Source organism: Nocardia sp. CC213A (assembly GCF_030766805.1).
Lineage (GTDB): Bacteria > Actinomycetota > Actinomycetes > Mycobacteriales > Mycobacteriaceae > Nocardia > Nocardia otitidiscaviarum.
Genome location: NZ_JASFXA010000019.1, coordinates 118,704 through 138,988, shown reverse-complemented (window position 1 = coordinate 138,988; position 20,285 = coordinate 118,704). Strand labels below are relative to the sequence as shown.

Annotated in this window: 20 protein-coding genes; 9 read left to right on the top strand and 11 right to left on the bottom strand. The window is 69.4% G+C overall.

The window, feature by feature from the left end:
• Window positions 1-52: 52 nt before the first annotated feature.
• From QJS31_RS29120 to QJS31_RS29095, 6 genes are all read right to left on the bottom strand, one after another.
• On the bottom strand, window positions 53-1,087 hold the full coding sequence (locus QJS31_RS29120; RefSeq protein WP_306358209.1) for a Gfo/Idh/MocA family oxidoreductase: 1,035 nt from the start codon (window positions 1,085-1,087) through the stop codon (window positions 53-55).
• 99 nt (window positions 1,088-1,186) lie between these two features.
• On the bottom strand, window positions 1,187-1,966 hold the full coding sequence (locus QJS31_RS29115) for a MerR family transcriptional regulator (protein WP_282776641.1): 780 nt from the start codon (window positions 1,964-1,966) through the stop codon (window positions 1,187-1,189).
• Window positions 1,967-2,055: 89 nt separating this feature from the next.
• Window positions 2,056-3,573: an NAD(P)/FAD-dependent oxidoreductase gene (locus tag QJS31_RS29110; RefSeq protein ID WP_306358208.1), complete on the bottom strand. Its 1,518-nt coding sequence runs from the start codon at window positions 3,571-3,573 to the stop codon at window positions 2,056-2,058.
• Window positions 3,570-4,490, bottom strand: a complete 921-nt coding sequence (locus QJS31_RS29105) for a ferritin-like domain-containing protein (RefSeq protein WP_282776644.1) — start codon at window positions 4,488-4,490, stop codon at window positions 3,570-3,572. Before QJS31_RS29105 ends, QJS31_RS29110 begins: the two co-directional genes overlap by 4 nt.
• 1 nt (window position 4,491) lies before the next feature.
• Window positions 4,492-5,385, bottom strand: coding sequence for an SDR family oxidoreductase (locus QJS31_RS29100; RefSeq protein WP_306358207.1), 894 nt, complete (start codon window positions 5,383-5,385; stop codon window positions 4,492-4,494).
• A gap of 1 nt (window position 5,386) precedes the next feature.
• A complete protein-coding gene (locus QJS31_RS29095; protein WP_306358206.1) occupies window positions 5,387-6,385 on the bottom strand; it encodes an alpha/beta hydrolase in 999 nt (332 codons plus the stop codon).
• Window positions 6,386-6,573: 188 nt separating this feature from the next.
• On the opposite strand from QJS31_RS29095, the gene QJS31_RS29090 reads away from it, so the two are divergent.
• From QJS31_RS29090 to QJS31_RS29080, 3 genes are all read left to right on the top strand, one after another.
• Entirely contained in the window at window positions 6,574-6,741 is a 168-nt protein-coding gene (locus QJS31_RS29090; protein ID WP_186000576.1) for a hypothetical protein, read from the top strand.
• A gap of 41 nt (window positions 6,742-6,782) precedes the next feature.
• Entirely contained in the window at window positions 6,783-7,169 is a 387-nt protein-coding gene (gene rplL / locus QJS31_RS29085) for a 50S ribosomal protein L7/L12 (RefSeq protein ID WP_282776649.1), read from the top strand.
• A 102-nt stretch (window positions 7,170-7,271) separates the two neighbouring features.
• Complete coding sequence (locus tag QJS31_RS29080; protein ID WP_282776651.1) at window positions 7,272-7,499, top strand: hypothetical protein; 228 nt, start codon at window positions 7,272-7,274, stop codon at window positions 7,497-7,499.
• Window positions 7,500-7,517: 18 nt separating this feature from the next.
• On the opposite strand, the gene dapA is transcribed toward QJS31_RS29080, so the two are convergent.
• Entirely contained in the window at window positions 7,518-8,456 is a 939-nt protein-coding gene (gene dapA / locus QJS31_RS29075; RefSeq protein ID WP_306358205.1) for a 4-hydroxy-tetrahydrodipicolinate synthase, read from the bottom strand.
• 19 nt (window positions 8,457-8,475) lie between these two features.
• Here dapA and QJS31_RS29070 point away from each other — a divergent pair, with 19 nt between their 5' ends.
• Window positions 8,476-9,345, top strand: a complete 870-nt coding sequence (locus QJS31_RS29070) for a LysR family transcriptional regulator (RefSeq protein ID WP_282776654.1) — start codon at window positions 8,476-8,478, stop codon at window positions 9,343-9,345.
• Window positions 9,346-9,480: 135 nt separating this feature from the next.
• Here QJS31_RS29070 and QJS31_RS29065 read toward each other — a convergent pair whose 3' ends face one another.
• Window positions 9,481-10,632 (bottom strand): serine hydrolase, encoded by a 1,152-nt coding sequence (locus QJS31_RS29065; protein WP_306358204.1) that lies wholly within the window; start codon window positions 10,630-10,632, stop codon window positions 9,481-9,483.
• A 424-nt stretch (window positions 10,633-11,056) separates the two neighbouring features.
• On the opposite strand from QJS31_RS29065, the gene QJS31_RS29060 reads away from it, so the two are divergent.
• Both QJS31_RS29060 and QJS31_RS29055 read left to right on the top strand, forming a co-directional pair.
• Window positions 11,057-11,623, top strand: coding sequence for a hypothetical protein (locus QJS31_RS29060; RefSeq protein WP_282776657.1), 567 nt, complete (start codon window positions 11,057-11,059; stop codon window positions 11,621-11,623).
• 161 nt (window positions 11,624-11,784) lie between these two features.
• A complete protein-coding gene (locus QJS31_RS29055; RefSeq protein ID WP_029926649.1) occupies window positions 11,785-11,976 on the top strand; it encodes a hypothetical protein in 192 nt (63 codons plus the stop codon).
• A gap of 13 nt (window positions 11,977-11,989) precedes the next feature.
• On the opposite strand, the gene QJS31_RS29050 is transcribed toward QJS31_RS29055, so the two are convergent.
• The gene (locus QJS31_RS29050; RefSeq protein WP_306358203.1) at window positions 11,990-13,132 is read right to left on the bottom strand and encodes an acyl-CoA dehydrogenase family protein; all 1,143 of its coding nucleotides are present in this window, start codon (window positions 13,130-13,132) and stop codon (window positions 11,990-11,992) included.
• A gap of 70 nt (window positions 13,133-13,202) precedes the next feature.
• On the opposite strand from QJS31_RS29050, the gene QJS31_RS29045 reads away from it, so the two are divergent.
• Both QJS31_RS29045 and QJS31_RS29040 read left to right on the top strand, forming a co-directional pair.
• Window positions 13,203-13,805, top strand: a complete 603-nt coding sequence (locus QJS31_RS29045; RefSeq protein ID WP_282776661.1) for a TetR/AcrR family transcriptional regulator — start codon at window positions 13,203-13,205, stop codon at window positions 13,803-13,805.
• Between the two features lie 547 nt (window positions 13,806-14,352).
• Window positions 14,353-16,830, top strand: coding sequence for a phosphoketolase (locus QJS31_RS29040; RefSeq protein WP_306358202.1), 2,478 nt, complete (start codon window positions 14,353-14,355; stop codon window positions 16,828-16,830).
• Between the two features lie 9 nt (window positions 16,831-16,839).
• Here the strand turns inward: QJS31_RS29040 and QJS31_RS29035 are convergent, their stop codons facing one another.
• Window positions 16,840-17,421, bottom strand: coding sequence for a TerD family protein (locus tag QJS31_RS29035; RefSeq protein WP_282776664.1), 582 nt, complete (start codon window positions 17,419-17,421; stop codon window positions 16,840-16,842).
• A 79-nt stretch (window positions 17,422-17,500) separates the two neighbouring features.
• On the bottom strand, window positions 17,501-18,520 hold the full coding sequence (locus QJS31_RS29030) for an LLM class flavin-dependent oxidoreductase (protein ID WP_306358201.1): 1,020 nt from the start codon (window positions 18,518-18,520) through the stop codon (window positions 17,501-17,503).
• Between the two features lie 104 nt (window positions 18,521-18,624).
• Between QJS31_RS29030 and QJS31_RS29025 the strand changes: the two genes are divergently transcribed.
• Window positions 18,625-20,190: an adenylate/guanylate cyclase domain-containing protein gene (locus QJS31_RS29025; RefSeq protein WP_306358200.1), complete on the top strand. Its 1,566-nt coding sequence runs from the start codon at window positions 18,625-18,627 to the stop codon at window positions 20,188-20,190.
• The last annotated feature ends 95 nt before the right edge of the window (window positions 20,191-20,285 follow it).

Genomic DNA, 20,285 nt, shown 5'->3' with positions numbered 1-20,285 from the left:
ACAGCGAATTGACCCGATAGTAAATTACCCATCGGTCAATTGATAGCTGGATTCACGAAGACGCGGACGCACGGGCTCGCTCCAGGACGCGCAGCGCCGCCACGGCATCGCGCGGGTCGACGGGAACCGGAGCGCCGTCGATGAGCGCGGCCGCCATACCGCGATAGAAGGCGGGATAGTCGCCCGGCTCGCTGACGATCCGGCGCGTATCCCCCTCGGTGCCGAACCAGCCCCCGTGCTCGACATCGACCGTCCCCCAGGGTTTTCCGTCATCGGGTCGACGCCCGTCGCGCAGCGCCTGCTCCTGCGGGTCGAGACCGTAACTGACATAGCCGTTCTCGGAGCCGAGCACCCGGAAGCGCGGACCGAGCTGGGCTGCCACGGCGCTCATCCACAGGTGCGAGCGGACGCCGGAGGCGTGGGTGAGCGCCACGAAGGCATCGTCGTCGGCCTGGACGCCGGGCCGGCGGCTGTCCAGTTCGCAGTACACGTCGGTGACCGGTCCGAACAGGGTGAGCGCCTGGTCGACCAGATGACTGCCCAGGTCGTAGAGAATTCCCGCGCCTTCCTCGGCGCTGCCCAGCTCCCGCCAGCCGCCCTTGGTCACCGGCCGCCACCGCTCGAACCGGGATTCGAAGCGCCGCACCTCCCCCAGCCGACCGTCGCCGATCAGCGCCGCGATGGTGCGGAAGTCGCTGTCCCACCGCCGATTCTGGAACACCGACAGCGCCAGCCCGGCCCGCTCGGCGGCCGCCACCACCTGTTCGCCCTCCGCCGCCGTGAGCGTGAACGGCTTGTCGACCACCACCGGCAGCCCCGCCTCCAGCGCCCACACGGCCAGCGGGGCGTGGGTGCGATTGGGCGTCGCGATGACCACCAGATCGATGCCCGCCGGATCGGCGAACAGCTCCTCGACCGCCGCCAGCACCCGCACCCCCGGATGCTCCCGCCGCGCCTGCTCGCCGCGTTCGGCCGACGAGGTGACCACCGCCGCCACCCGCAAGCGCGGATCGGCGGCGATCAGCGACGCATGGAACACCGCACCGGCCAGCCCGTAACCGATCACCGCCACACCGAGTTCACGCACCTGATGCCCTTTCCGCCGACAACCTCACGTCCACGCCACCGTAACCGGCCCGCCGCACCCCGATGGGCCGTAGGCCAGCGTGCGGGCGCGGCCGTTCCGCTAGTCCTTCGGTTGCTTTGTCGCACCGCGCTTTTCGGCGGCCGTCTCCAGGTAGGCGCTGAGTTCGCTCTGCAACACCCGGTCCAGTGCCTGGGCCAGGGTGTTCTGCACCGCCGTCACACCCAGCTCCCGCAGGTGATTGAGCATCTTGGTGGTGGCGGCGACCTCGGCATCGCTGTCGGGCAGCCAGCCGGCACCGTGCTCGGCGACGATGTGGTCCTTGGCCGCGGTGACCATGAGCCGGGCGATGTCGTCCACGCGACGACCGACGGCGGCATAGACGTCGATCAGGGACTCGAGCCCGAATCCGTAGCCGTGCAGCGCCCCGAAGGTCTCCAGCAGTTCCGGCTGAGTGAATTCGACCGTCTCGGCGTGCAGCCGGATCAGTCCCAGCTCGGCCAGCCGTTCCAACTCGTCGCCGGTCACCGGGGCTCCGTCGACACCCCCCAGGAAGGTGTCCACGAGCTCACGCGGCACCTCCAGTGGTGCGGCGCTGCTGCCCCAGGTGGCGGTGACCGCCTGTTGCAGGCCGAGCACCTCGGTGAGGTCCTTGCCGGTCTCCCAGCTGGTGATGAAGTCGGCGATGTGCGCGGTGGTGAACCCGCGCTGCAGCAGGGCGTCGATGATGCGCAGCCGGGCGAGGTGCGAATCGTCGTAGATGAGTGCGCGGCCGCTGCGCCGGGTGGGTGTGGCGAGCAGGCCGCGCTCCTGATAGGCGCGCACATTGCGGGCGGTGGTTCCGGCGGCCCGCGCGAGATCGTCGATGCGGTATTCCGCCATCCTCGTCTCGCCCTCCCTGTGTCGCGGTTCGCCCGGACGCGTCGCCCGTGCGCCGGTCGGCGGCACGGGCGTCACGCTCGGAGACGACATTAGCCGAGGGAGACGGCGATTCCACGGTCGGCACTCGCGGGTGCCGCATCGCGCGGGGTGAGTACGTAGTCGTCGAGTTCCACCCGGGCCAGCTGGCGTACGAACTGGGTGCCGAAGCCCGGGTACATGGTGGCGTTGAAGCCGTCTTCGGTGAGGTACCAGCTGCGGCAGCCGGAGTTCCAGGTGGTGGCCGACAGCCTGCGCTGGATGCGCGCGTTGTAGCGGTCCTGCCGATCGCGACGCACCTCGAGCATGCGCAGATCACGGTCCAGCAGCATGCCGATGGCGTCGGTGAGGTATTCGATCTGCGCCTCCATGTACACCAGCGCCGAGTTGTGGCCGGGTCCGGAGTTCGGGCCGAAGGTGAGGAACAGGTTCGGATAGCCCGCCACCGCGACGCTCTTGAACGCGTATGCGCCCCTGCTCCATTCGTCGCCCAGCACCCGTCCGTCGCGTCCGGTGACCGGAATGGGAGCCCCGGCCTTGGACACGTCGAAGCCGGTGGCGAACACGATGCAGTCGAACCGGTGCTCGATGCCCTCGGCGGTGCGGATGCCGTGCTCGCTGAGCCGCGCGATCGGCCAGGTGATGAGCTTGCAGTTCTCCCGTTGCAGTGCCGGGTAGTAGTCGTTGCTGATCAGCAGGCGCTTGCAGCCCGCCCGGAAGTCCGGGGTGAGCTGACGGCGCAGCCACGGGTCGCGTACCTGACCGCGCAGATGCAGCCGCGCGACCGATTCCACCACCCGGGTCAGCGGCGAATTCCACACCACCCCCAGCGCCACCGACTCGTGGCCCCAGAACCAGGCGTCGCGCGCGAGCTTCTGGGTGATGGGCGCCTGCCGGTACAGCGCTCGGGTGGCACCGCTGGTGCGCCGGTTGGCCCGGGGCAGCACCCAGCCCGGCGTGCGCTGGAAGACCTTCACCGCCGCCGCCCGGTCCACGAGTTCGGGAATGATCTGCACGGCGCTGGCGCCGGTGCCGACAACGCCGACCTTCTTACCGGTGAAGTCGTAGTCGTGATCCCAGCGGGCACTGTGGATCTTGTGGCCCGCGTAGTCCTCGATGCCGGGGATGTTCGGGAAGCTGGCATTGGACAGCGGTCCGGAGGCGATGACCACGCTGCGCGCCTTCACCTGTCGGCGGCCGCCCGCGAAGGCGATGTCCCAGAGCCCGCTCACCTCGTCGAACACCAGACCGCTCACGGTGTGGTCGAAGCGAATATGGGGGTGGATGCCGAACTCGTCCACCATGGATTCGATGTAGGCGAGGATCTCCGCACTGCCGGAGTAGGTGTGCGACCAGTCCGGATTGGGTGCGAAGGCGTACGAGTACAGCCGCGACGGGATGTCGCAGGCCGCGCCGGGATAGGTGTTGTCCCGCCAGGTGCCGCCCACCCGGGTGTCCCGCTCGAACAGTTCGAAGTCGGTGATCCCCTTCTGCCGCAGGCGGATCGCGGTGCCGATGCCCGCGAAGCCCGCGCCGATGATCGCCACGTCCAGTGGCTGGCCCGTGCTCATGCGACCGGCTCGTAGGTGAGTTCGGAGGACCAGGTCGGCCGCGGCCCGAGGAAGCGGTCCGGGATGCGCGCGGTCAGCTTGACCATGGCGTCGGCGAACAGGTGATACGGGTGATCGCGGTTGATCACCCAGCCGCTGTGCATCTTGACGATGCGGTACATGGGCACGCGATTGGCGATCGGGGTGCGCTCGCCGACGGCCTTGAATCGCCGCATGGCCGCGTACAGCTTCTCCTCGTCCACCCCCATGGCGACGATATTGTCGCGCATCTTGTTCAGCAGCGGCACATAGCTGAGCACGCCGACGAGGAACGAGGGTTTCGCCCAGCCGCCGACCAGATCGATGGCGAGTTTGCGGGCGGTGGCGTGACCGAGCAGCTCCATCACCGCGTAATCGGTGGCCAGATGCCGTGATTCGTCGGCGTTGATCTTCTTGAAGACCTCCTGCGCGACCGGGTCGGTGATCTCGTCGGTGACGAACTTGATCAGCGCGCCGTCCAGCGCCACCTCGAGCATGGGGATGACGGTGCCCAGGAACGACAGCGACATATCGTCGGCGTGCGAGTCCAGGAACTCGATCACCAGCTTGACATTGATGTTCGGCTCGGGGATCTCGTCGCCGTCGAGCATGCCCCAGCGGCGCATGAGCGCGAGTTCGGCATTGGCGTGCCGCTGCTCCTCGGCATGGAAGTACTGGTAGATCTGCTTCAGCGTCTCGGTCGGGGCCTTCTTGGCCATGGCCGCGAAACCGCGCGCCCCGACGTTCTCGATCCACATGAGATCGGCCATGAAGGGTTTCAGCTTGGCGTGCAGTTCGGGCTCGATGAGCTCGGCTCCCGGTGCGTCCCAGTCGATGTCGGCGAGCGCCCACTGCCGGGACTTGATCTTGGCCAACATGGCCTCGAAGTCGAAGGACATATCAGACTCCTGTCTGTTCCAGCGGTGCGGCCTGGGTCGAATCGTCCTGCGGGAGAATTCGATTCAGCACACCGAGGGCATGGGTGTAGAGGGCGGGGAAGGACCGCTTGAGCAGCCAGACGGCGTGGGCGTCCAGCTGCGGCAGCACATAGAGGCGGCCGCGGTCGTTGGCGTCGAGGGCGGTGCGGGCGACCCGTTCGGGAGCGAAGCCGGTTCGGCGCATGAGTTCGTCGGCCAGCCGGGCCGAGGGTGCGCCGATGCGGCCGTCGCGCACCACATTCGTCTTGACGAAGGTGGGGCACAGCACCGTCACCGCCACGCCGGTGCCGGACAGTTCCGCGGCGAGGGTCTCCGACAGCGACATCACCCCGGCCTTGGAGACGTTGTAGGCGGCCATCCCCGGGGCCGCCGCGAATCCGGCGGCGGAGGCGACATTGACGATGCCACCGCGACCGGCCGCACGCAGCCGCGGCGCGAAGATCTCACAGCCGTGCACGACACCCCACAGATTGATGCCGAGCGCCCACTCCCAGTCGGCGAAACCGATATCGCCCACCGGCTTTCCGCCGATGCCGACCCCGGCGTTGTTGATCACCAGGGTCGGTGCGCCGCCGAAGATGAGCTCGCTGTGCAATGCCAGGCTCTCCACGTCCTTGCGGCGGGAGACATCGCAGAAGATCGCGTGGGCGGGTCGGCCGTGCGTGCGCTCGATCAACCGCACCGTGTCGTCGGCGCGATCTTTGTCGATGTCCGCGCACACCACGTCGCCGCCGCGCGCGGCGACCTCGAGGGCGAAGGCCCGGCCGATGCCGCTGCCCGCGCCGGTGACCACGGCACGCGCACCGTGTGATCGTCGACTGCCGAGTACCGGCAGCACCGCGTCGAGAATCAACATGTCAGCCCACTTTCGTCCGGTCGGCGGCCGCCGCGGCGAGTGCGTCCGCGACGAAGCCCCGCGTGCGCCGAAGCGCCTGCGCCGCTTCGGGAACCAGCAGCGGCAGGGCCTGGAATACATGGATGCGACCGGGCCAGAGTTCCAGATCGCAGCGCACCCCGGCCGCGACGGCCATATCGCGCAGGTGCCGGGCGTCGTCGGCGAGCATCTCCCCCGCACTGGCCTGCACCAGCAGCGGCGGAAGTGCCGCACCGCGCGGCACGGTGAGGCGCAGCCGCGGCGAATCCGGATGCTGCCCTTCGGTGTAGAGCTCGATGAGCCGGCGACCGGTGCGCGCCGGGGCCATCGGGTCGGGAACTTCGCGGTCGCGCCGCTCGGCCATGGTCAGGGTGAGGTCCATGAGCGGCGAGTACATGAACGCGCCCGCCGGTTGCGGCCGATCCCCCGCCGCGTTCTGCAACAGCAGGTCCAGGGTCAGATGTCCGCCCGCGGAATCGCCGCCGATCACCAGGTCCTCGGGACGGTGCCCCTGGTCGAGCAGCCAGCGGTATCCGGCCGCCACATCTTCGGCCGCCGCTGGGAAGCGGTGTTCGGGGGCGAGCCGGTAGTCGATCAGGAAGACCGGCAGTCCAGTGAGTTTCGACAGCCGCGACGCCAGTCCGCGATGGGTGCGCGCCGAGCACACCACGTAGCCGCTACCGTGGATGTAGTAGATCGCCCGCGGCCCGTGCGCGACTCCGGCCGCGCGCACCCACTCGCCGCGCAGCGCGCCGGAGCGGACCGGGGTGACCCGCGTCCCCGGCAGGGGCGGCCCGAAGGCGGCCATCACGCCGGCGATCAGCCCGCGGCCCAGTTCGATGCCCACGCGATTGCGCGGCAGCAGTCCATTGACCCGGCGTAATCCGACCACCGACGCCGTCGCCGCGAGCCGCGCTTGTCGCGAGGCCGAGGCGGGTATCGCCGCCGATGCGCAGGTCGCCGTTGACCTTGCTCTCGTCATAGCAAGAGAATCATCCCTGAATGTGCCATTTGTCAATGGCACATTTTGTACTGAGGACAGAAAAGGGGCTCCGACCGGCGCGGCCGCGTAACGATCCGAGGAACAAATGGGTACGGCGGACTGATCGGATACGGAACGGGGAATCAAGAGACGCACAGGATTTCCGCGAACGGCCCGAGGAGGACGACATGGGCGAGCCGGTATGCGTCGATTGCTGGCGCCGGGACAACCTGACCTTCGCGCAGCGGCTGGACCCCGCCTTCGTCACCCCCGGCCCGGCGCACCGCTGCGCCACGCACCGGGCGTTCCTCGAGGATCTGCACAAGGGCCCCGAGCACACCCCGCGCGCCGCGTAGCCTGGAGATATCTCCAGGTCGGGCCGCATAGGGGAATGATCATGGCCAAAATGACCATCGACGAACTGCTCGATGTTTTCAAAGGTATGACGCTGCTGGAGCTTTCGGCCTTCCTCAAGGCGTTCGAGGACGAATTCGGGGTGACCGCCGCCGTGCCCACGGCTGCCGCCGTCACCGCCGAGGCGGCCCCGACCGCCGAGGCGGCCGATGAGCGGACCGAATTCGATCTGGTCCTGGAATCCTTCGGCGACAAGAAGATTCAGGTCATCAAGGCGATGCGGGAGGTCATCCCGGGCCTCGGCCTCAAGGAGGCCAAGGATCTGGTCGAGTCCGCCCCGGCGCGAATCCTGGAACAGGTGGACCAAACCGCCGCCGAGACCGCCAAACTCAAACTCGAAGCCGCCGGAGCTCGTGTCGCCCTGAAGTAATTCGACACACCCGGAAGCCCGGCTGCGGCCGGGAACGCCGTCCATGTGTCAAAGTCGGAGCCGTACTCCTCCAGGCCGGACGACCACAACGGGAGCAACGGCATGAGCGACAACGGTAAACCCAGTGTTCTCGGGCGCGTCTCGCCCACGCAGTGGGTGGCACTCGGCGTGACCGCGTTGGCGGTTCTGTTCGTCGTGCAGAATCGCACCAAGGTGTCGATCGAGCTGCTGTTCATCACCATTCGTTCGCCCATGTGGCTGGTTCTACTGGCCATGTTCGCGCTCGGCTGGGTGGCGGGAGTACTGACGCGTCGGCGCAAGCGGGGCTGATTCGTCGAGTTGTACCGATTAGAGCTCGGCGGCAAGGAGATCGAGGGCGGCCACGGCCGCGCGCGCGCTCTCCTCGGCGGCGGGTAGCAACGGAAGCCGGACCGAGGCCGTGGGGATGCGGCCTCGGTCGGCCAGTACCGCCTTGACGACGGTGGGGTTGGGTTCGGCGAACAGGGCCGCTGACACACCGGCCAGGGCGTTGCTCAGATGTCGGGCCTTGTCGATGGGGCCGTGCCGCCAGGTGGAGACCAGCGCGGCGAAGGCGTCGGTGGCCACGGTGGCCGAGGCCAGAATCGCACCCGACGCACCCAGGGCGAGCAGGGGTGCGGCGAAGAGGTCGTCGCCCGCCAGCACCGCGAAATCGGCTGGGCGGGTGCGCATCAGGTCGACAGTGGTCTCGTCGACCGCGCCGACGGCATGTTTGACGCCGACGATGTTCGGGATGGCGGCGAGTGCCCGCAGCGTTTCCGGGCCGAGGGTGCGGCCGGTGCGATACGGAATGTTGTAGACCACCAGCGGCACCGGGCTGGTCGCGGCGAGACGCCGGAAATGCGCCAGCACACCCGCCTCGGTGGGGCGGATGTAATAGGGAACGACGGTCAGCGCGGCGGCGACCGCCGAGTCGAGACCCGCCAGCGCGGCCAGTGAGGCGGCGGTGGAGTTGGTGCCCGCGCCGACGATCAGCGGAGCGTCGTGCTCCCGGCACACCCGCGTGCAGATATCGACGACGAGCGCGCGTTCGGGCTCCGTGAGGGTCGCGGCCTCCGCCGTGGTGCCGAGTGCGACGAGACCGGTCGCGCCCTGCTCGAGGGCGGAATGCGCCAGCCCGGCCAGGGCGTCGGCGGCAATGGTGTCGTCGGCGGTGAACGGCGTGACCAGGGGCACGAAGAGTCCGGAGAGCGTCATGGCATGAGCCTCCCGCGCGAGGCTCATTAGGTCCAGTTCACGTTTCTTCATGGGAGCGTAAGCTGAACTGATGCTCGATGTGCGCAAACTGCGCCTGCTGCGCGAACTGGCGCGCCGGGAGACCATCGCGGCGGTCGCGGAGGCGTTGAACTTCACTCCGTCCGCCGTCTCCCAGCAGCTGACCGCGCTGGAGCGGGAAGCCGGAGTGCCGCTGCTGGAGCGCACCGGCCGCCGCGTCACCCTCACCGCCGCCGCGCACGGCCTGGTCGAGCACACCGAGACGATTCTGGCGGTACTGGAGCAGGCCACCGCCGAATTGGCCGCGGGCCGTGCGGCATTGACCGGCCGACTGCGAATCGGCGTCTTCCCCACCGCGATTCGCACCATCCTCGCACCCGCCCTGGTCACCCTGAGCACCGCACACCCCGAATTGGAACTGTCGGTCACCGAGCTGGACCCGGCGCTGGCCCCCGGGGCGCTGCGCACCGACACCCTCGACATCGCCCTGGTCCAGGAATACGACTACGTGCCCGTCGCCCCCGACCCGGCCCTCGACACCGAGCCGCTGCTCGAGGAGACCGTCTACCTCGCCGCCCTCTCCCCCGCCCCGCTGCCCACCCACCGCGACACCCCCTGGATCGCGGGCACCCCGGGCACCCTCTGCCACACCATGACCATCCGCACCTGCCAGGCCGCCGGATTCACCCCCCACATCCGCCACCACGCCGACGATTTCGACGCCGTCCTCGCCCTGGTGGCGGCGGGCCAGGGCGTGGCGCTCATCCCCCAACTCGCCCTCCACACCCCACCCGCCGCCATCCACCTCACCCCCCTCGCCACCCGCCGCCGCACCCACATCGCCTACCGGCGCGGAACCGCCCACCACCCCACCATCCACGCGGCCCGCCTCGCGTTGACGCAGGGCGACGACGTGAGCTGATACCCGTCCGCCCGGGCCGGATACGAACCGGCACCGCGGGCATCGCCCGGCCATCAACGCCACCGCTGACACCACGAGAGTTCGTACGCCGCGCTCGATATCCGGACCGGGCGCACGACTACGGCCGCCTGTGGTTCAGGCGGCCCCGCAGATGGCGGTGTCGAAGACGGTTTGGGCGGTGGCGGTGACCTCGGGGTCTTCGGCGCGGAGGTTGGAGATCACGGTGACGGCGCGGCCGGTGGGGGTGACGCCGTTGAACGTGCGGAAGCCGGGAATGGAGCCGCCGTGGCCCCAGACGTCGGTGTCGCACGGGACGGGCTGCTGGGTGAGGCCGAGGCCGTAGGAGAGACCGGGGCGGTTGGTCAGGGGGCGGGGGTTGGTGCGCATGGCGTCGAGTTGAGTTGGGGGGAGCAGGTTTTCGGTGAGAAGTGCGGTGAAGAAGCGGTTCGTGTCCGAGCCGGTGGAGATCATGGCGCCGGCGCTGCCCGCCCAGGAGGGATCGAAGCGGGTCAGGTCCAGGGGTTCGCCGTCGAGCTGTTCGTAGCCGTGCGGGTGGGGAATGCGGATGTCGGTATCACCAGGGGTGGGGAAATACGTGTCGTGCAGGGCCAGCGGGCCGGCGATCCGGCGGGTGATTTCGTCGGCGATGGCGTGCCCGGTCAGCCGTTCGACGAGCATGCCGAGCACGAGGTAGTTGGTATTGCTGTATTCGGCCCGAGCACCCGGGGCGAAGCGCGCGGGCATGGTCATGGCGCGGCGGACCAGGTCCGCGGTGTCGAACCGACGGGTCAGCAGACTGTCCGAATCATCTTGCAGTTCCGGCAATCCGAGGTACTCGGGCAGACCGCTGGTGTGCTGCAGGAGGTCGCGCACGGTGATGCGGTCGCCGTCGATGCCGTCGCCACGCACCACACCGGGCAGATAGCGTTCGACGGGGCTGTCGAGCTCCACCGAGCCCTCCGCCACGAGCTGCATCACGACGGTGGCGACGAATGCCTTGGTATTGCTGCCGATCCGCACATGTGCGTCCGGGGGAAAGGGCGCTCCGGTGGCGATATCGCCGACACCGGCGCTGGCACTCCACTCCCGGCCCCGCTCGGTGACGACGACCTGGACTCCGGGTATCCCCGCCGCCACCGCGGCACCCAACGCCCGCCGCACCGCCTCGCGGGCCTCGGCCGACAACGGTCCGGGAGATTCCGCCGGATCGTCGGCGCAGCCCGCCGCACCGACCACCCCGACGACAGCGGCCACCGCCATGATGCGACGAAGCACGGTCATCGCCATGAGTTGTTCTCCCACCAGTGTGAAGGCATGCTCCGACGCTAGCCGCACGATGACCCGTCGGGCGTCGCCCACGGGGTGCACACCCGGTCATACGCCGGATGTAGTCGAGATCCGGGGGAACCCCGGCGCCGACGCCCGCGCCCGCATGGGACTTCGCGACGGCACGTGGGCGTGCGGGCCGCCGACGCTGACAACCGCCCTGACGAGCCCGTGCGCCGGGGCGGGTTATCGTTGATTCGTCACGTGGCGACGGCGTGCGGGGTTGGCTCCGGTATGCGGTGGTCGGAGCGGTAAACGGGCGCGGTGGTGCCGAGGGAGGATACGGACGTGCGGAATGCGATCAGGAAGAAGGTCCGAGGTCGGTTCGGGTCGGCGGCGGTCGGGGCGCGGGTGGGCGCCATAGCGCCTGTCGGTGGCTAGTTCGATGTCGGATCGGGACGTGCCGGGGCGGGGTGGCCCGTCGGAGCCCGGGGAGCCGGGGTTCGACGCGGTGGAGCATTTGCGCAGGAAACTGGAGGGGATGAAGGCCGCCGAGAGCGGGGCGTCCGGTGCAGGGGCGTCCGAGGCTGGCAAGCCGGTCCGGCTGCCGCGGCGACCGCGGCGGATGTCCGAGGAACCCGGCGAGCAACCCCGCAAGACATGGCGGTCGGAAGGCGGCGGATCGGTCTACGATCCCGCACCCACCAGGCCCGTGCTGCGCTCGGAATTGCAGCGGGAGACGGGTTGGTGGCAGGCCGGACCCGGCTCGGCCTGGCTGCCGACCGTGCGACCGGATGCGGCGGACGCCGAGCAGGACGCGAGCGTGATCGACTTCGGCGCGGCGCGACGGAAGCGGGATGGGGCCGAGGGCCGAGCCCGGGGCGGCCGACGCATGGCCAAACCGCGCAGAATCGGCTCCGACGCGGGCTCCAGCACCGACGGTGACCAGGGCGAAGGTCGCCCCGACGACACCGATCCCCGGGAACCGAACGGCCCCGGCCCGCAGCGCTGACGCGCCGGTAATCGGGTAATGGAGTACCGCACCGGCCGAGCGGGTAACGTCGGCGGCAGTCGAACCCGATCGTCGGCCGTCACGCGGCGGATCGTGATCGCGTATCGGCCCTCGATCGCAGGCACAAGGTTTTCGGTCGGGGCTACCCGCAAGGAGCCTTCATGACCACGGCCCGCAGCAATTCCTACCCGGATCCGGTGATCGGTTTCGCCGACGCCCGCGCCGCAGAGAAGGCGGCCCTGCTCGAGCGCAACGCCCTGGCCGCGAAAACAGTCGCCGTCCACGCGCGCAGCGCCGCCGAGTGCACGGAACTGCTGGCCATGCTCGGCCTCGATCTGGCCGATCTGAAATAGGCGCGCGCAGCCGCTACCTCCCCGCCAGATCGCGGGCGATGACCAGGCGCTGGATCTGGTTGGTGCCCTCGAAGATCTGCGTGATCTTGGCTTCGCGCATATAGCGCTCCACTGGGAAGTCCTGGGTGTAGCCGTAGCCGCCGAAGACCTGAACGGCGTCGGTGGTCACCTTCATGGCGGCGTCGGTGGCCACCAATTTGGCGACGCTGGCCTGACGCGAGTACGGCAGTCCGGCGTCGCGGCGGCGGGCGGCGTCGAGGTAGGTGGCGCGGGCGGAGTCCACGGCGGCGGCCATATCGGCGAGTAGGAAGCCGAGCCCCTGGTGGTCGATGATGCGGCGGCCGAACGCTTCGCGGTCCCGAGCGTAGGCGACGGCGTCGTCCAGGGCGCGCTGCGCGATGCCGGTGGCCACGGCCGCGATGCCGAGGCGGCCGGAATCGAGGGCGCTGAAGGCGATGGACAGGCCCTGGCCGGGGTCTCCGATGCGGCGCTCGGCGGGCAGGAAGGCGTCGCCGTAGGCGGCGGAGGTGGTGGGGACCGCGCGCAGGCCCATCTTCTCCTCGGGCTTGCCGAAGGTCAGGCCCGCGGTGTCGGCGGGCACCAGGAAGCAGGACACACCGCGGGACCCTTCGCCCGTGCGGGCGAACAGGGTGTAGTAGTCGGCCCGGCCGCCGTTGGTGATCCACGCCTTGGTGCCGGTGATCCGGTAGCCGCCGTCGACCTCCACCGCCCGGCAGCGCAGCGCCGCCGCATCGGATCCGGCATGCGCCTCGGACAGACTGTACGCGCCGATCAGGTTGCCGGACAACATCTCCGGCAGCCATCGCTGCCGCTGTTCGGCGGTGCCGTAGGCGAACAGGGGATGGCAGGACAGGCTGTGCACGCTCACCGCGACCGCCACCGCCGCCCAGCGCGCGGCCAACTCCTCGAGCACCTGGAGGTACACCTCGTACGGCTGCGCGCCGCCGCCGAACTCCTCCGGGTACGGCAGGCTGAGCAGCCCGGCCGCGCCGAGCGCGCGGAACGCCTCCTCGGGGTAGCGCTGTTCCCGCTCGAACTCGACGACGTGCGGTTCGAGCACCTTGTCGGCGATATCGCGGGTCAACTCGAGCAGATCCCGGGCCTCCGGGGTGGGCAGCATACGGTCCACGGCCATGTCGACACATTACGTCCAGCACCTGATTGCGTGCAAGACAGCACGTAATTTAAGCGTCTAGACTGGGCGAATGGTTTCATCGCCGCCTCCGAACAAGCATCAGGAGAAGAGTCTGCGCACCCGCGCGCTGTTGTTGGACGCCGCGATCGACAGTCTGGCCGAGGTGGGCTACGGCAGCGCCTCCATCGCCGACATCACCGCTCGCGCCGGGGTGACCCGCGGTGCGCAGCTGCATCACTTCCACACCCGCCAGGAACTGTTCGCACAGGCCATCGGCCACCTCACCCAGCGGCAGCGCGAGGCCATGCGGCGCCGCCTGCGGTCGCTGTCGGCCACCGGCGCCGGTGCGGTGCTGGTGGAGCTGGTGACCGCCACCTTCGCGGGCAAACTGGGCCGCGCGGCGGTGGAGCTGTATGTCGGCATCGCCAACGACCGCGAGCTGCGTCGCGAAATGCTGCGGGTGCAGCACGAGCTCACCACCGAACTGCTGGACGCCTGCGCCGCCCGCATCGATTCCGGCATCACCACCGATCGCCTGGAGTCGGCCTTCTGGCTCACCATCAACCTGGTACGCGGCACCACCCTCGACGAGATGGTCGGCCGCGATCGCACCCGGCGCAAGCAGGTACTCGCCGACTGGACCGAACTCGCCGACACCGCACTGCGCAGGTGATCGAGAAGTACATATGATCGAGAACCCCTGGGTCACAGCAGTTCCCGGCTGACGAGCGAAAGCCGACCGAGTCGGGCGAGTGCCTCGACCCGGCCCGGTCGGCCGCCTCCGCCGCGACTGGAGAGCTCCTCGTGCCGGATGGGATGCTCGGCCCCATGGGCTCCCGGCACGAGGGTGGCGGCGGATAGGTGCGCCGGGCCCGGCGGCGGGGGTTTCGCAGGGTTACACCGCGGGGCGGGCGCACGATCCGGTGTCGCGCTCACGCTATTCCGAAGACGAAGGGCCGCACAGTGATCCGGCTCGACTCTGGCATAGTTCACGATCGCCGCCGACCGGGACAGTGAATCCTCCAGAGTCGGCACCGGGGCGTTGGGGTGTGCGGCGTCGGCCGCGCTTCCCGACGCCGCACCCGGCGAACGGTAGGGGATGTTCGCGCCGGAGCGCCCCGGCGACGGTCATGATCGGGAGAAGTCACGACCGGCCAGTAGAGTGGTTGTCGAATTCTCCATCCGACGTGGTCCGAAACGAACGTGAGGAGAGTCGGCGCATGGCTCAGCAGGCCCAGGCCGAGGGCGCTACCGGCGACACCGCGGCCGACAATGTGGACAGCAGCGGCGGGCGTACCGTCGCACCGCGACCGTATCGGCTCGGCGAGGCGTCCGGCCCGCTGTCCCGCGCGGAACTCACCGCCATCGACGCGTGGTGGCGGGCGGCGAACTACCTGTCCGTCGGCCAGATCTATCTGATGGACAATCCGCTGCTGCGCGAACCGCTGCGCCCCGAGCACATCAAACCGCGCCTGCTCGGGCACTTCGGCACCGTGCCCGGACTGAATCTCGTATGGGCGCACGCCAATCGGGCCATTCGCCAGCGCGATCTCGACGCGGTCTTCGTAGCCGGACCGGGCCACGGCGGGCCGGGGCCGAACGCGTGTGGCTGGCTCGAGGGCACGTATTCCGAGCTCTACAGCGATATTCCGCGTGATGCCGAGGGTATGCGTGCGCTGTTCGCCCAGTTCTCCTTCCCGGGCGGAGTACCGAGCCACTGCGCACCCGAGACGCCGGGTTCCTTCCACGAGGGCGGCGAACTCGGCTATTCCCTGCTGCACGCTTACGGTGCGGCACTGGATAATCCGAGGCTCACGGTGTTCTGTGTCATCGGCGACGGCGAGGCGGAGACCGGGCCGTTGGCGGGCAGCTGGCACGCCAACAAATTCCTCAATCCGGCCCGGGACGGGGCCGTGATCCCGATTCTGGCGCTCAACGAGTACAAGATCGCCAACCCCACCATTCTCGCCCGGATTCCGGAATCGGAACTGCTGTCACTGCTGCGGGGATACGGGTACGACCCGGTCGTGGTGGCGGGCAGCGATCCGGCGGCCGTGCACCAGGCCATGGCGGCGGCCACCGACTCCTGCCTGGATCGCATCGAGCGGATGCAACGCGCGGCCCGGGGCGGTTCCGACGGCGGCCGGCCGAGCTGGCCCATGATCGTGCTGCGCACCCCGAAGGGCTGGACCTGCCCGCCGATCGTGGACGGCGATCCGGTGGAGGGCACCTTCCGGGCGCATCAGGTGCCGCTGGCGGCGGCCCGCGACAATGACGCCCACCGCGCGGTGCTCGACGACTGGCTGAAGTCCTACCGGCCCGAGGAACTGTTCGACTCCAACGGCGGCCCGGTGCCCGAGCTGATCGAGCAGTCCCCCGTCGGCGACCGCCGCATGAGCGCCAATCCGGTCGCCAACGGCGGCATGCTGATCCGCGATCTGGCGCTGCCGGACTGGCGCGACTTCGGGGTCGAGGTGGCCCGGCCCGGCGCGGTCAAGCATGAGGCGACGCGGGTGCTGGGCGGCTGGCTGCGCGAGGTCACCCGGCGCAATCCGGACAACTTCCTCACCTTCGCGCCCGATGAGCTGGCCAGCAATCGGCTGCAGGACATTCTGGAGGTCACCGGGCGCGACTGGCAGGCCGAGATCGGCGAATTCGACGTCAAGCTGGATCGCACCGGCCGGGTGATCGAGGTGCTGTCCGAGCACATGTGCCAGGGCCTGCTGGAGGGCTATCTGCTCACCGGCAGGCACGGGGTGTTCACCTGCTACGAGGCGTTCATCCACATTGTCGACGCCATGTTCAACCAGCACGCCAAATGGTTGGACGCCAGCGCGCAGGTACCGTGGCGGCGGCCCATTCCGAGCCTGAACTACCTGCTGTCGTCCCATGTCTGGCGGCAGGACCACAATGGCTTCACCCATCAGGATCCCGGATTCCTGGACGTGGTGCTGAACAAGAGCCCCGAGATCGTCCGGGTGTATCTGCCGCCGGACGCCAATACGCTGCTGTCCACCTACGACCACTGCCTGCGCTCGCGGCACTACGTGAATGTCGTCGTGGCGGGCAAGCAGCCGCAGGAGTCGTGGCTGTCGGTGCCCGAGGCGGCGCGGCACTGCGCGCGCGGGGTCGGCATCTGGGAGTGGGCGGGCCACAACGACACCGTGGGCGGCACCCCGGACGTGGTGCTGGCCTGCGCCGGCGACGTGCCCACGCTGGAGACCCTAGCCGCCGCCGCCATTCTGCGAGATCGCCTGCCGGAGCTGCGGATTCGCGTGGTGAACGTGGTGGACCTGATGCGGCTGCTACCCGAGAACGAGCATCCGCACGGACTGCCGGACAGCGAATTCGACACGCTGTTCACTCGGGACCGCCCGGTCATCTTCGCTTTCCACGGCTACCCCTGGCTGATCCACCGGCTCACCTACCGCCGCACCAACCACGATGAGCTGCATGTGCGCGGCTACAAGGAGAAGGGCACCACCACAACGCCTTTCGACATGGTGATGCTCAACGACCTGGACCGCTACCACCTGGTCACCGACGTCATCGACCGCGTCCCGTCCCTGCGCGAGATGGCCGCTGGGCTACGCCAGGAGATGGTGGATGCCCGCTGGAACGCGCGCCAGTGGACGCGCGAACACGGTGCGGACATCCCGGTGGTCGCCGAGTGGACCTGGCCGGACCCCAGCCGCTGAGGGCCGGGATCAGGCCAGAGCGAAATGCAGCAGCGCCTGCATATCGCCCTGCTTGATCTTGCCCTTGCGGTCCAGCACTTCCAGCTGCCAGTTCGGGCCGTTGCGGAAGGCGCGGGCGATGGCATTGGCGTTGTCACTGCCCAGCAGCGACGGCCAGATGTCGGCCACCTGCTGGGAGGTGCCGCCGGTGGCGTCGTAGATCTTGAACGAGATGTTGTTCGCCTTCTCGAAGGAGCTGCCCTTCTTGAACGCCGCGGCCACGAACACGATGGAGTCGATGGCGGTCGGCACATTGGCGAAGGTGACGTGCACGGTCTCGTCGTCTCCGGAGGCGGCGCCGGTCTGCTCGTCGCCGGTGTGCACCACCGCGCCGTTGCCGAGCGGGTCGAGGGAGTCCAGTCCGGCGAAGCGCACCGGATCGCCGCCCTGCATGAGAATGGCCACCAGATCCAGGTCAACCCCCTTCTTGCGGCGCGCCATACCCAGCAGGCCCCCGCTGGCACCGGCGGACGGATCCCAGCTCACTCCGACACTCATCTTGGTGATGCCCGCGAGATCCGCGGCCCCGTCTTCTTTCTTGAGCGTAATCACAGCTCACAGCCTACCGACGATTCGTAACCCGGTGCAGTGCAGCTTTTTCCGGGCAACCAACGGCCAAACAGCCGATGCACTAGGCGAAAACAGCAGGTGAGCGCGTGGTGAGGCCGACGGCGGCGGCCAGGCGGCGATGTGATTCCAGCCGAGCCGTGCGATCGTAAGTGCTGGTGTGGACCAGGATTTCGTCGGCCCCCGTGCGCGCGACCAGCTCCTCCAGCTCGGCCACGACCATCTCCTCGGTGCCGTGGATGTGGCCGCGCAGCGAGTCGGTGAAGATACCGCGCTGCTTGTCGGTCATGGCGATGCGGTCGATCTCCTCGGGCGCGATCAGGGGCGGGAACTCGCCGCGGGTGCGCGACCAGGCGGCCGACCACGCCTCGGGCAGCAGCAGGCGATGGGCCTGCTCCGGGGAATCGGCGACGACGGCGGAGGTGGACACCACGACGTAGGGCGTGGCGTCGTATCCGGGCCGGAAGTCGTCGCGGTAGCGCTCGATGGACCGCACCATGGCGGATGTCCCGGCGGCGGGAGCGATCACCAGCGGCAGCCCGAATCGGGCCGCCCGCTCCGCACCCGAACCGACGGCCAGCAGGAAGGCCGGTATGCGCAGGCCCTCGGTGGGCCAGGCGTGCACGCCCGCGCGACCGGTGGCCAGATAGTCCAGCAGTTCGGTCAGCTGGGCGTCGACATCATCGGCATCGTCCCTGCCGTGGCCGAGGGCGCGCCGCACGCCCCCGGTGAAGCCCACGGAGCGACCCAGACCCATATCGATGCGACCCGGATACAGCGACTCGAGCACGCCGAACTGTTCGGCCACCACCAGCGGCTGGTGATTGGGCAGCATGACCCCGCCGGTGCCCACCCGAATGTGCGCGGTGGTGGCGGCGACCCCGGCGGCCAGGACGGTCGGCGCGGATCCGGCCACCCCGGGCACGCTGTGATGCTCCGAGACCCAGAAGCGGTGGTAGCCCCACCGTTCGGCGAGTCGGGCGAATTCCACGGTCTCCCGCAGCGCCTCCGGATGATTCTGCCCCTGTCGCACCCGCGAGCGGTCCAGGATGGAGAAGCGGACGGCGGCCAGTGGAGTACTCATATCCCATGCCAACGCCTGGCGATCCCGGTGATTCCGGCGCGCGCGAGCAGGCGCGCCCGGACGCCTCCCAGCAGGCGGTTCGTGATCACGCCTAGGCTGCATCCATGGTCGACAGCGATGTGACGCCCAGGGCGCTGGGCGCGGCCCCGTTCGGGTCGCGCCTGCTGGGGCCCGCCGATCAGGGAGCGACGTCGCGGCGGGTGCGCGTGCAGCTGCTGCTGACCGTGCCGGTGCTGTTCGCGAATCTCACCGGTGTGGTGGTGGCGGCCCTGCTCATCGGCTTGGTGCTGCCGGGTCCGTCGGTGTTCACGCAGGACCTGGTGCTCCTGAACTTCGTGGCCGTCCCGGTGTACGTGACCTTCGCCCTGGCGGTGGGTTTCGTGTGGGGCACGCTGTCTGGACTGCGGACGCTGCGCTGGGCCACCGATCCGGAGCGGATTCCGAACGAGGCGGAGCGCATCGCGTCGTCGAAGGTACCGCGACGGCTGGTGCATCAGCAGGCGCTGCTGTGGTTCGGCGGGATGGCGGTGCTGACGCCGCTGTACGGCCTGGTCGATCCGGCCTTCGTGCCCAAGATCATTCTGGGGGTCGGGTTCAGCGCCGTCGTGGTCTGCGCCAACAGCTACCTGATCACCGAATTCGCCCTGCGGCTGGTGACCGCGCGGGTGCTCGAGGCCGAACCGCGCCGACGGCAGCGCGGCCTCGGCGTCTTCGGCCGATCGCTGCTGGTGTGGGTGCTGGGTTCGGGCACGCCGGTGGCGCTGCTCATGATCGTGGCGGTGCTGGCACTGTCCGGGGTGAACGTCAGCACCGAGCGGCTGGCGGTCTGCGTGCTCTCGCTCGGCGGGGCGACGCTGGTCTTCGGCCTGCTGCTCATGACGCAGACGCTCGCCGCCACGGTCGCGCCCATCCGCAATGTGCGCACCGCGATGCGCCGGGTGGAGGATGGCGATCTGCAGGTGGCGGTCACCGTCTACGACGGCACCGAACTCGGTGAGTTGCAGAGCGGTTTCAACCACATGGTGGCGGGACTGCGCGAACGCGAACAGATCCGGGATCTGTTCGGCCGCCACGTCGGCCGCGATGTGGCGGCGGCGGCGCTGGCCGGGCAGCCGGAGCTGGGCGGGGAGGAATGCGAGGCGGCCGCGCTGTTCGTCGACGTCATCGGCTCCACCGCCATGACCGCGACCCGGCCCCCGCACGAGATCGTCACCATTCTCAACGAGTTCTTCGGCATCGTGGTGGACGAGGTGGAGCGGCACGGCGGACTGGTCAACAAGTTCGAGGGCGATGCCGCGCTGGCCATCTTCGGCACCCCCGCGCCGCTGACCGACGCCGCGGGCGCCGCGCTCGCGAGCGCCCGCGCCATCCGGCGGCGATTGTCCGGCGCCGCCATCGAATTCGACGCCGCCATCGGTGTCGCGGCCGGACGGGTGGTGGCGGGCAATGTCGGCGCGCACCGCCGCTACGAGTTCACCGTCATCGGAGATCCGGTGAACGAGGCGGCCCGCCTGTGCGAGCTTGCCAAACAGGACGACGGCCGCGTCCTGGCCTCCGCCACCGCCGTGGACAGCGCCGAACCCTCCGAGCGCAAGCATTGGGACCCGGGCGAATCGGTGACGCTGCGCGGCCGCGTCCGCGAAACCCGCTTGGCCCGACCTCGCACCTGACGGCCGGAAATCCGGTGGCGGCCGGAGCGCGGCCGCTGCTACGGTTGCCGCCGCGCTGTTCGCGCACACCGAACTCACCCACCGGAGGGGATGAT

Excerpts from the sequence above, each read along its gene's own strand:
- QJS31_RS29040 (WP_306358202.1), top strand. The coding sequence starts at position 14,353 with ATGGCTCAGCAGGCCCAGGCCGAGGGCGCTACCGGCGACACCGCGGCC.
- QJS31_RS29065 (WP_306358204.1), bottom strand. The coding sequence starts at position 10,632 with ATGGCGATGACCGTGCTTCGTCGCATCATGGCGGTGGCCGCTGTCGTC.
- QJS31_RS29115 (WP_282776641.1), bottom strand. The coding sequence starts at position 1,966 with ATGGCGGAATACCGCATCGACGATCTCGCGCGGGCCGCCGGAACCACC.
- QJS31_RS29045 (WP_282776661.1), top strand. The coding sequence starts at position 13,203 with ATGGTTTCATCGCCGCCTCCGAACAAGCATCAGGAGAAGAGTCTGCGC.
- QJS31_RS29025 (WP_306358200.1), top strand. The coding sequence starts at position 18,625 with ATGGTCGACAGCGATGTGACGCCCAGGGCGCTGGGCGCGGCCCCGTTC.
- QJS31_RS29080 (WP_282776651.1), top strand. The coding sequence starts at position 7,272 with ATGAGCGACAACGGTAAACCCAGTGTTCTCGGGCGCGTCTCGCCCACG.
- QJS31_RS29090 (WP_186000576.1), top strand. The coding sequence starts at position 6,574 with ATGGGCGAGCCGGTATGCGTCGATTGCTGGCGCCGGGACAACCTGACC.
- rplL (WP_282776649.1), top strand. The coding sequence starts at position 6,783 with ATGGCCAAAATGACCATCGACGAACTGCTCGATGTTTTCAAAGGTATG.
- QJS31_RS29055 (WP_029926649.1), top strand. The coding sequence starts at position 11,785 with ATGACCACGGCCCGCAGCAATTCCTACCCGGATCCGGTGATCGGTTTC.
- QJS31_RS29030 (WP_306358201.1), bottom strand. The coding sequence starts at position 18,520 with ATGAGTACTCCACTGGCCGCCGTCCGCTTCTCCATCCTGGACCGCTCG.
- QJS31_RS29100 (WP_306358207.1), bottom strand. The coding sequence starts at position 5,385 with ATGTTGATTCTCGACGCGGTGCTGCCGGTACTCGGCAGTCGACGATCA.
- dapA (WP_306358205.1), bottom strand. The coding sequence starts at position 8,456 with ATGAAGAAACGTGAACTGGACCTAATGAGCCTCGCGCGGGAGGCTCAT.
- QJS31_RS29105 (WP_282776644.1), bottom strand. The coding sequence starts at position 4,490 with ATGTCCTTCGACTTCGAGGCCATGTTGGCCAAGATCAAGTCCCGGCAG.
- QJS31_RS29060 (WP_282776657.1), top strand. The coding sequence starts at position 11,057 with ATGTCGGATCGGGACGTGCCGGGGCGGGGTGGCCCGTCGGAGCCCGGG.
- QJS31_RS29070 (WP_282776654.1), top strand. The coding sequence starts at position 8,476 with ATGCTCGATGTGCGCAAACTGCGCCTGCTGCGCGAACTGGCGCGCCGG.
- QJS31_RS29050 (WP_306358203.1), bottom strand. The coding sequence starts at position 13,132 with ATGGCCGTGGACCGTATGCTGCCCACCCCGGAGGCCCGGGATCTGCTC.
- QJS31_RS29110 (WP_306358208.1), bottom strand. The coding sequence starts at position 3,573 with ATGAGCACGGGCCAGCCACTGGACGTGGCGATCATCGGCGCGGGCTTC.
- QJS31_RS29095 (WP_306358206.1), bottom strand. The coding sequence starts at position 6,385 with ATGACGAGAGCAAGGTCAACGGCGACCTGCGCATCGGCGGCGATACCC.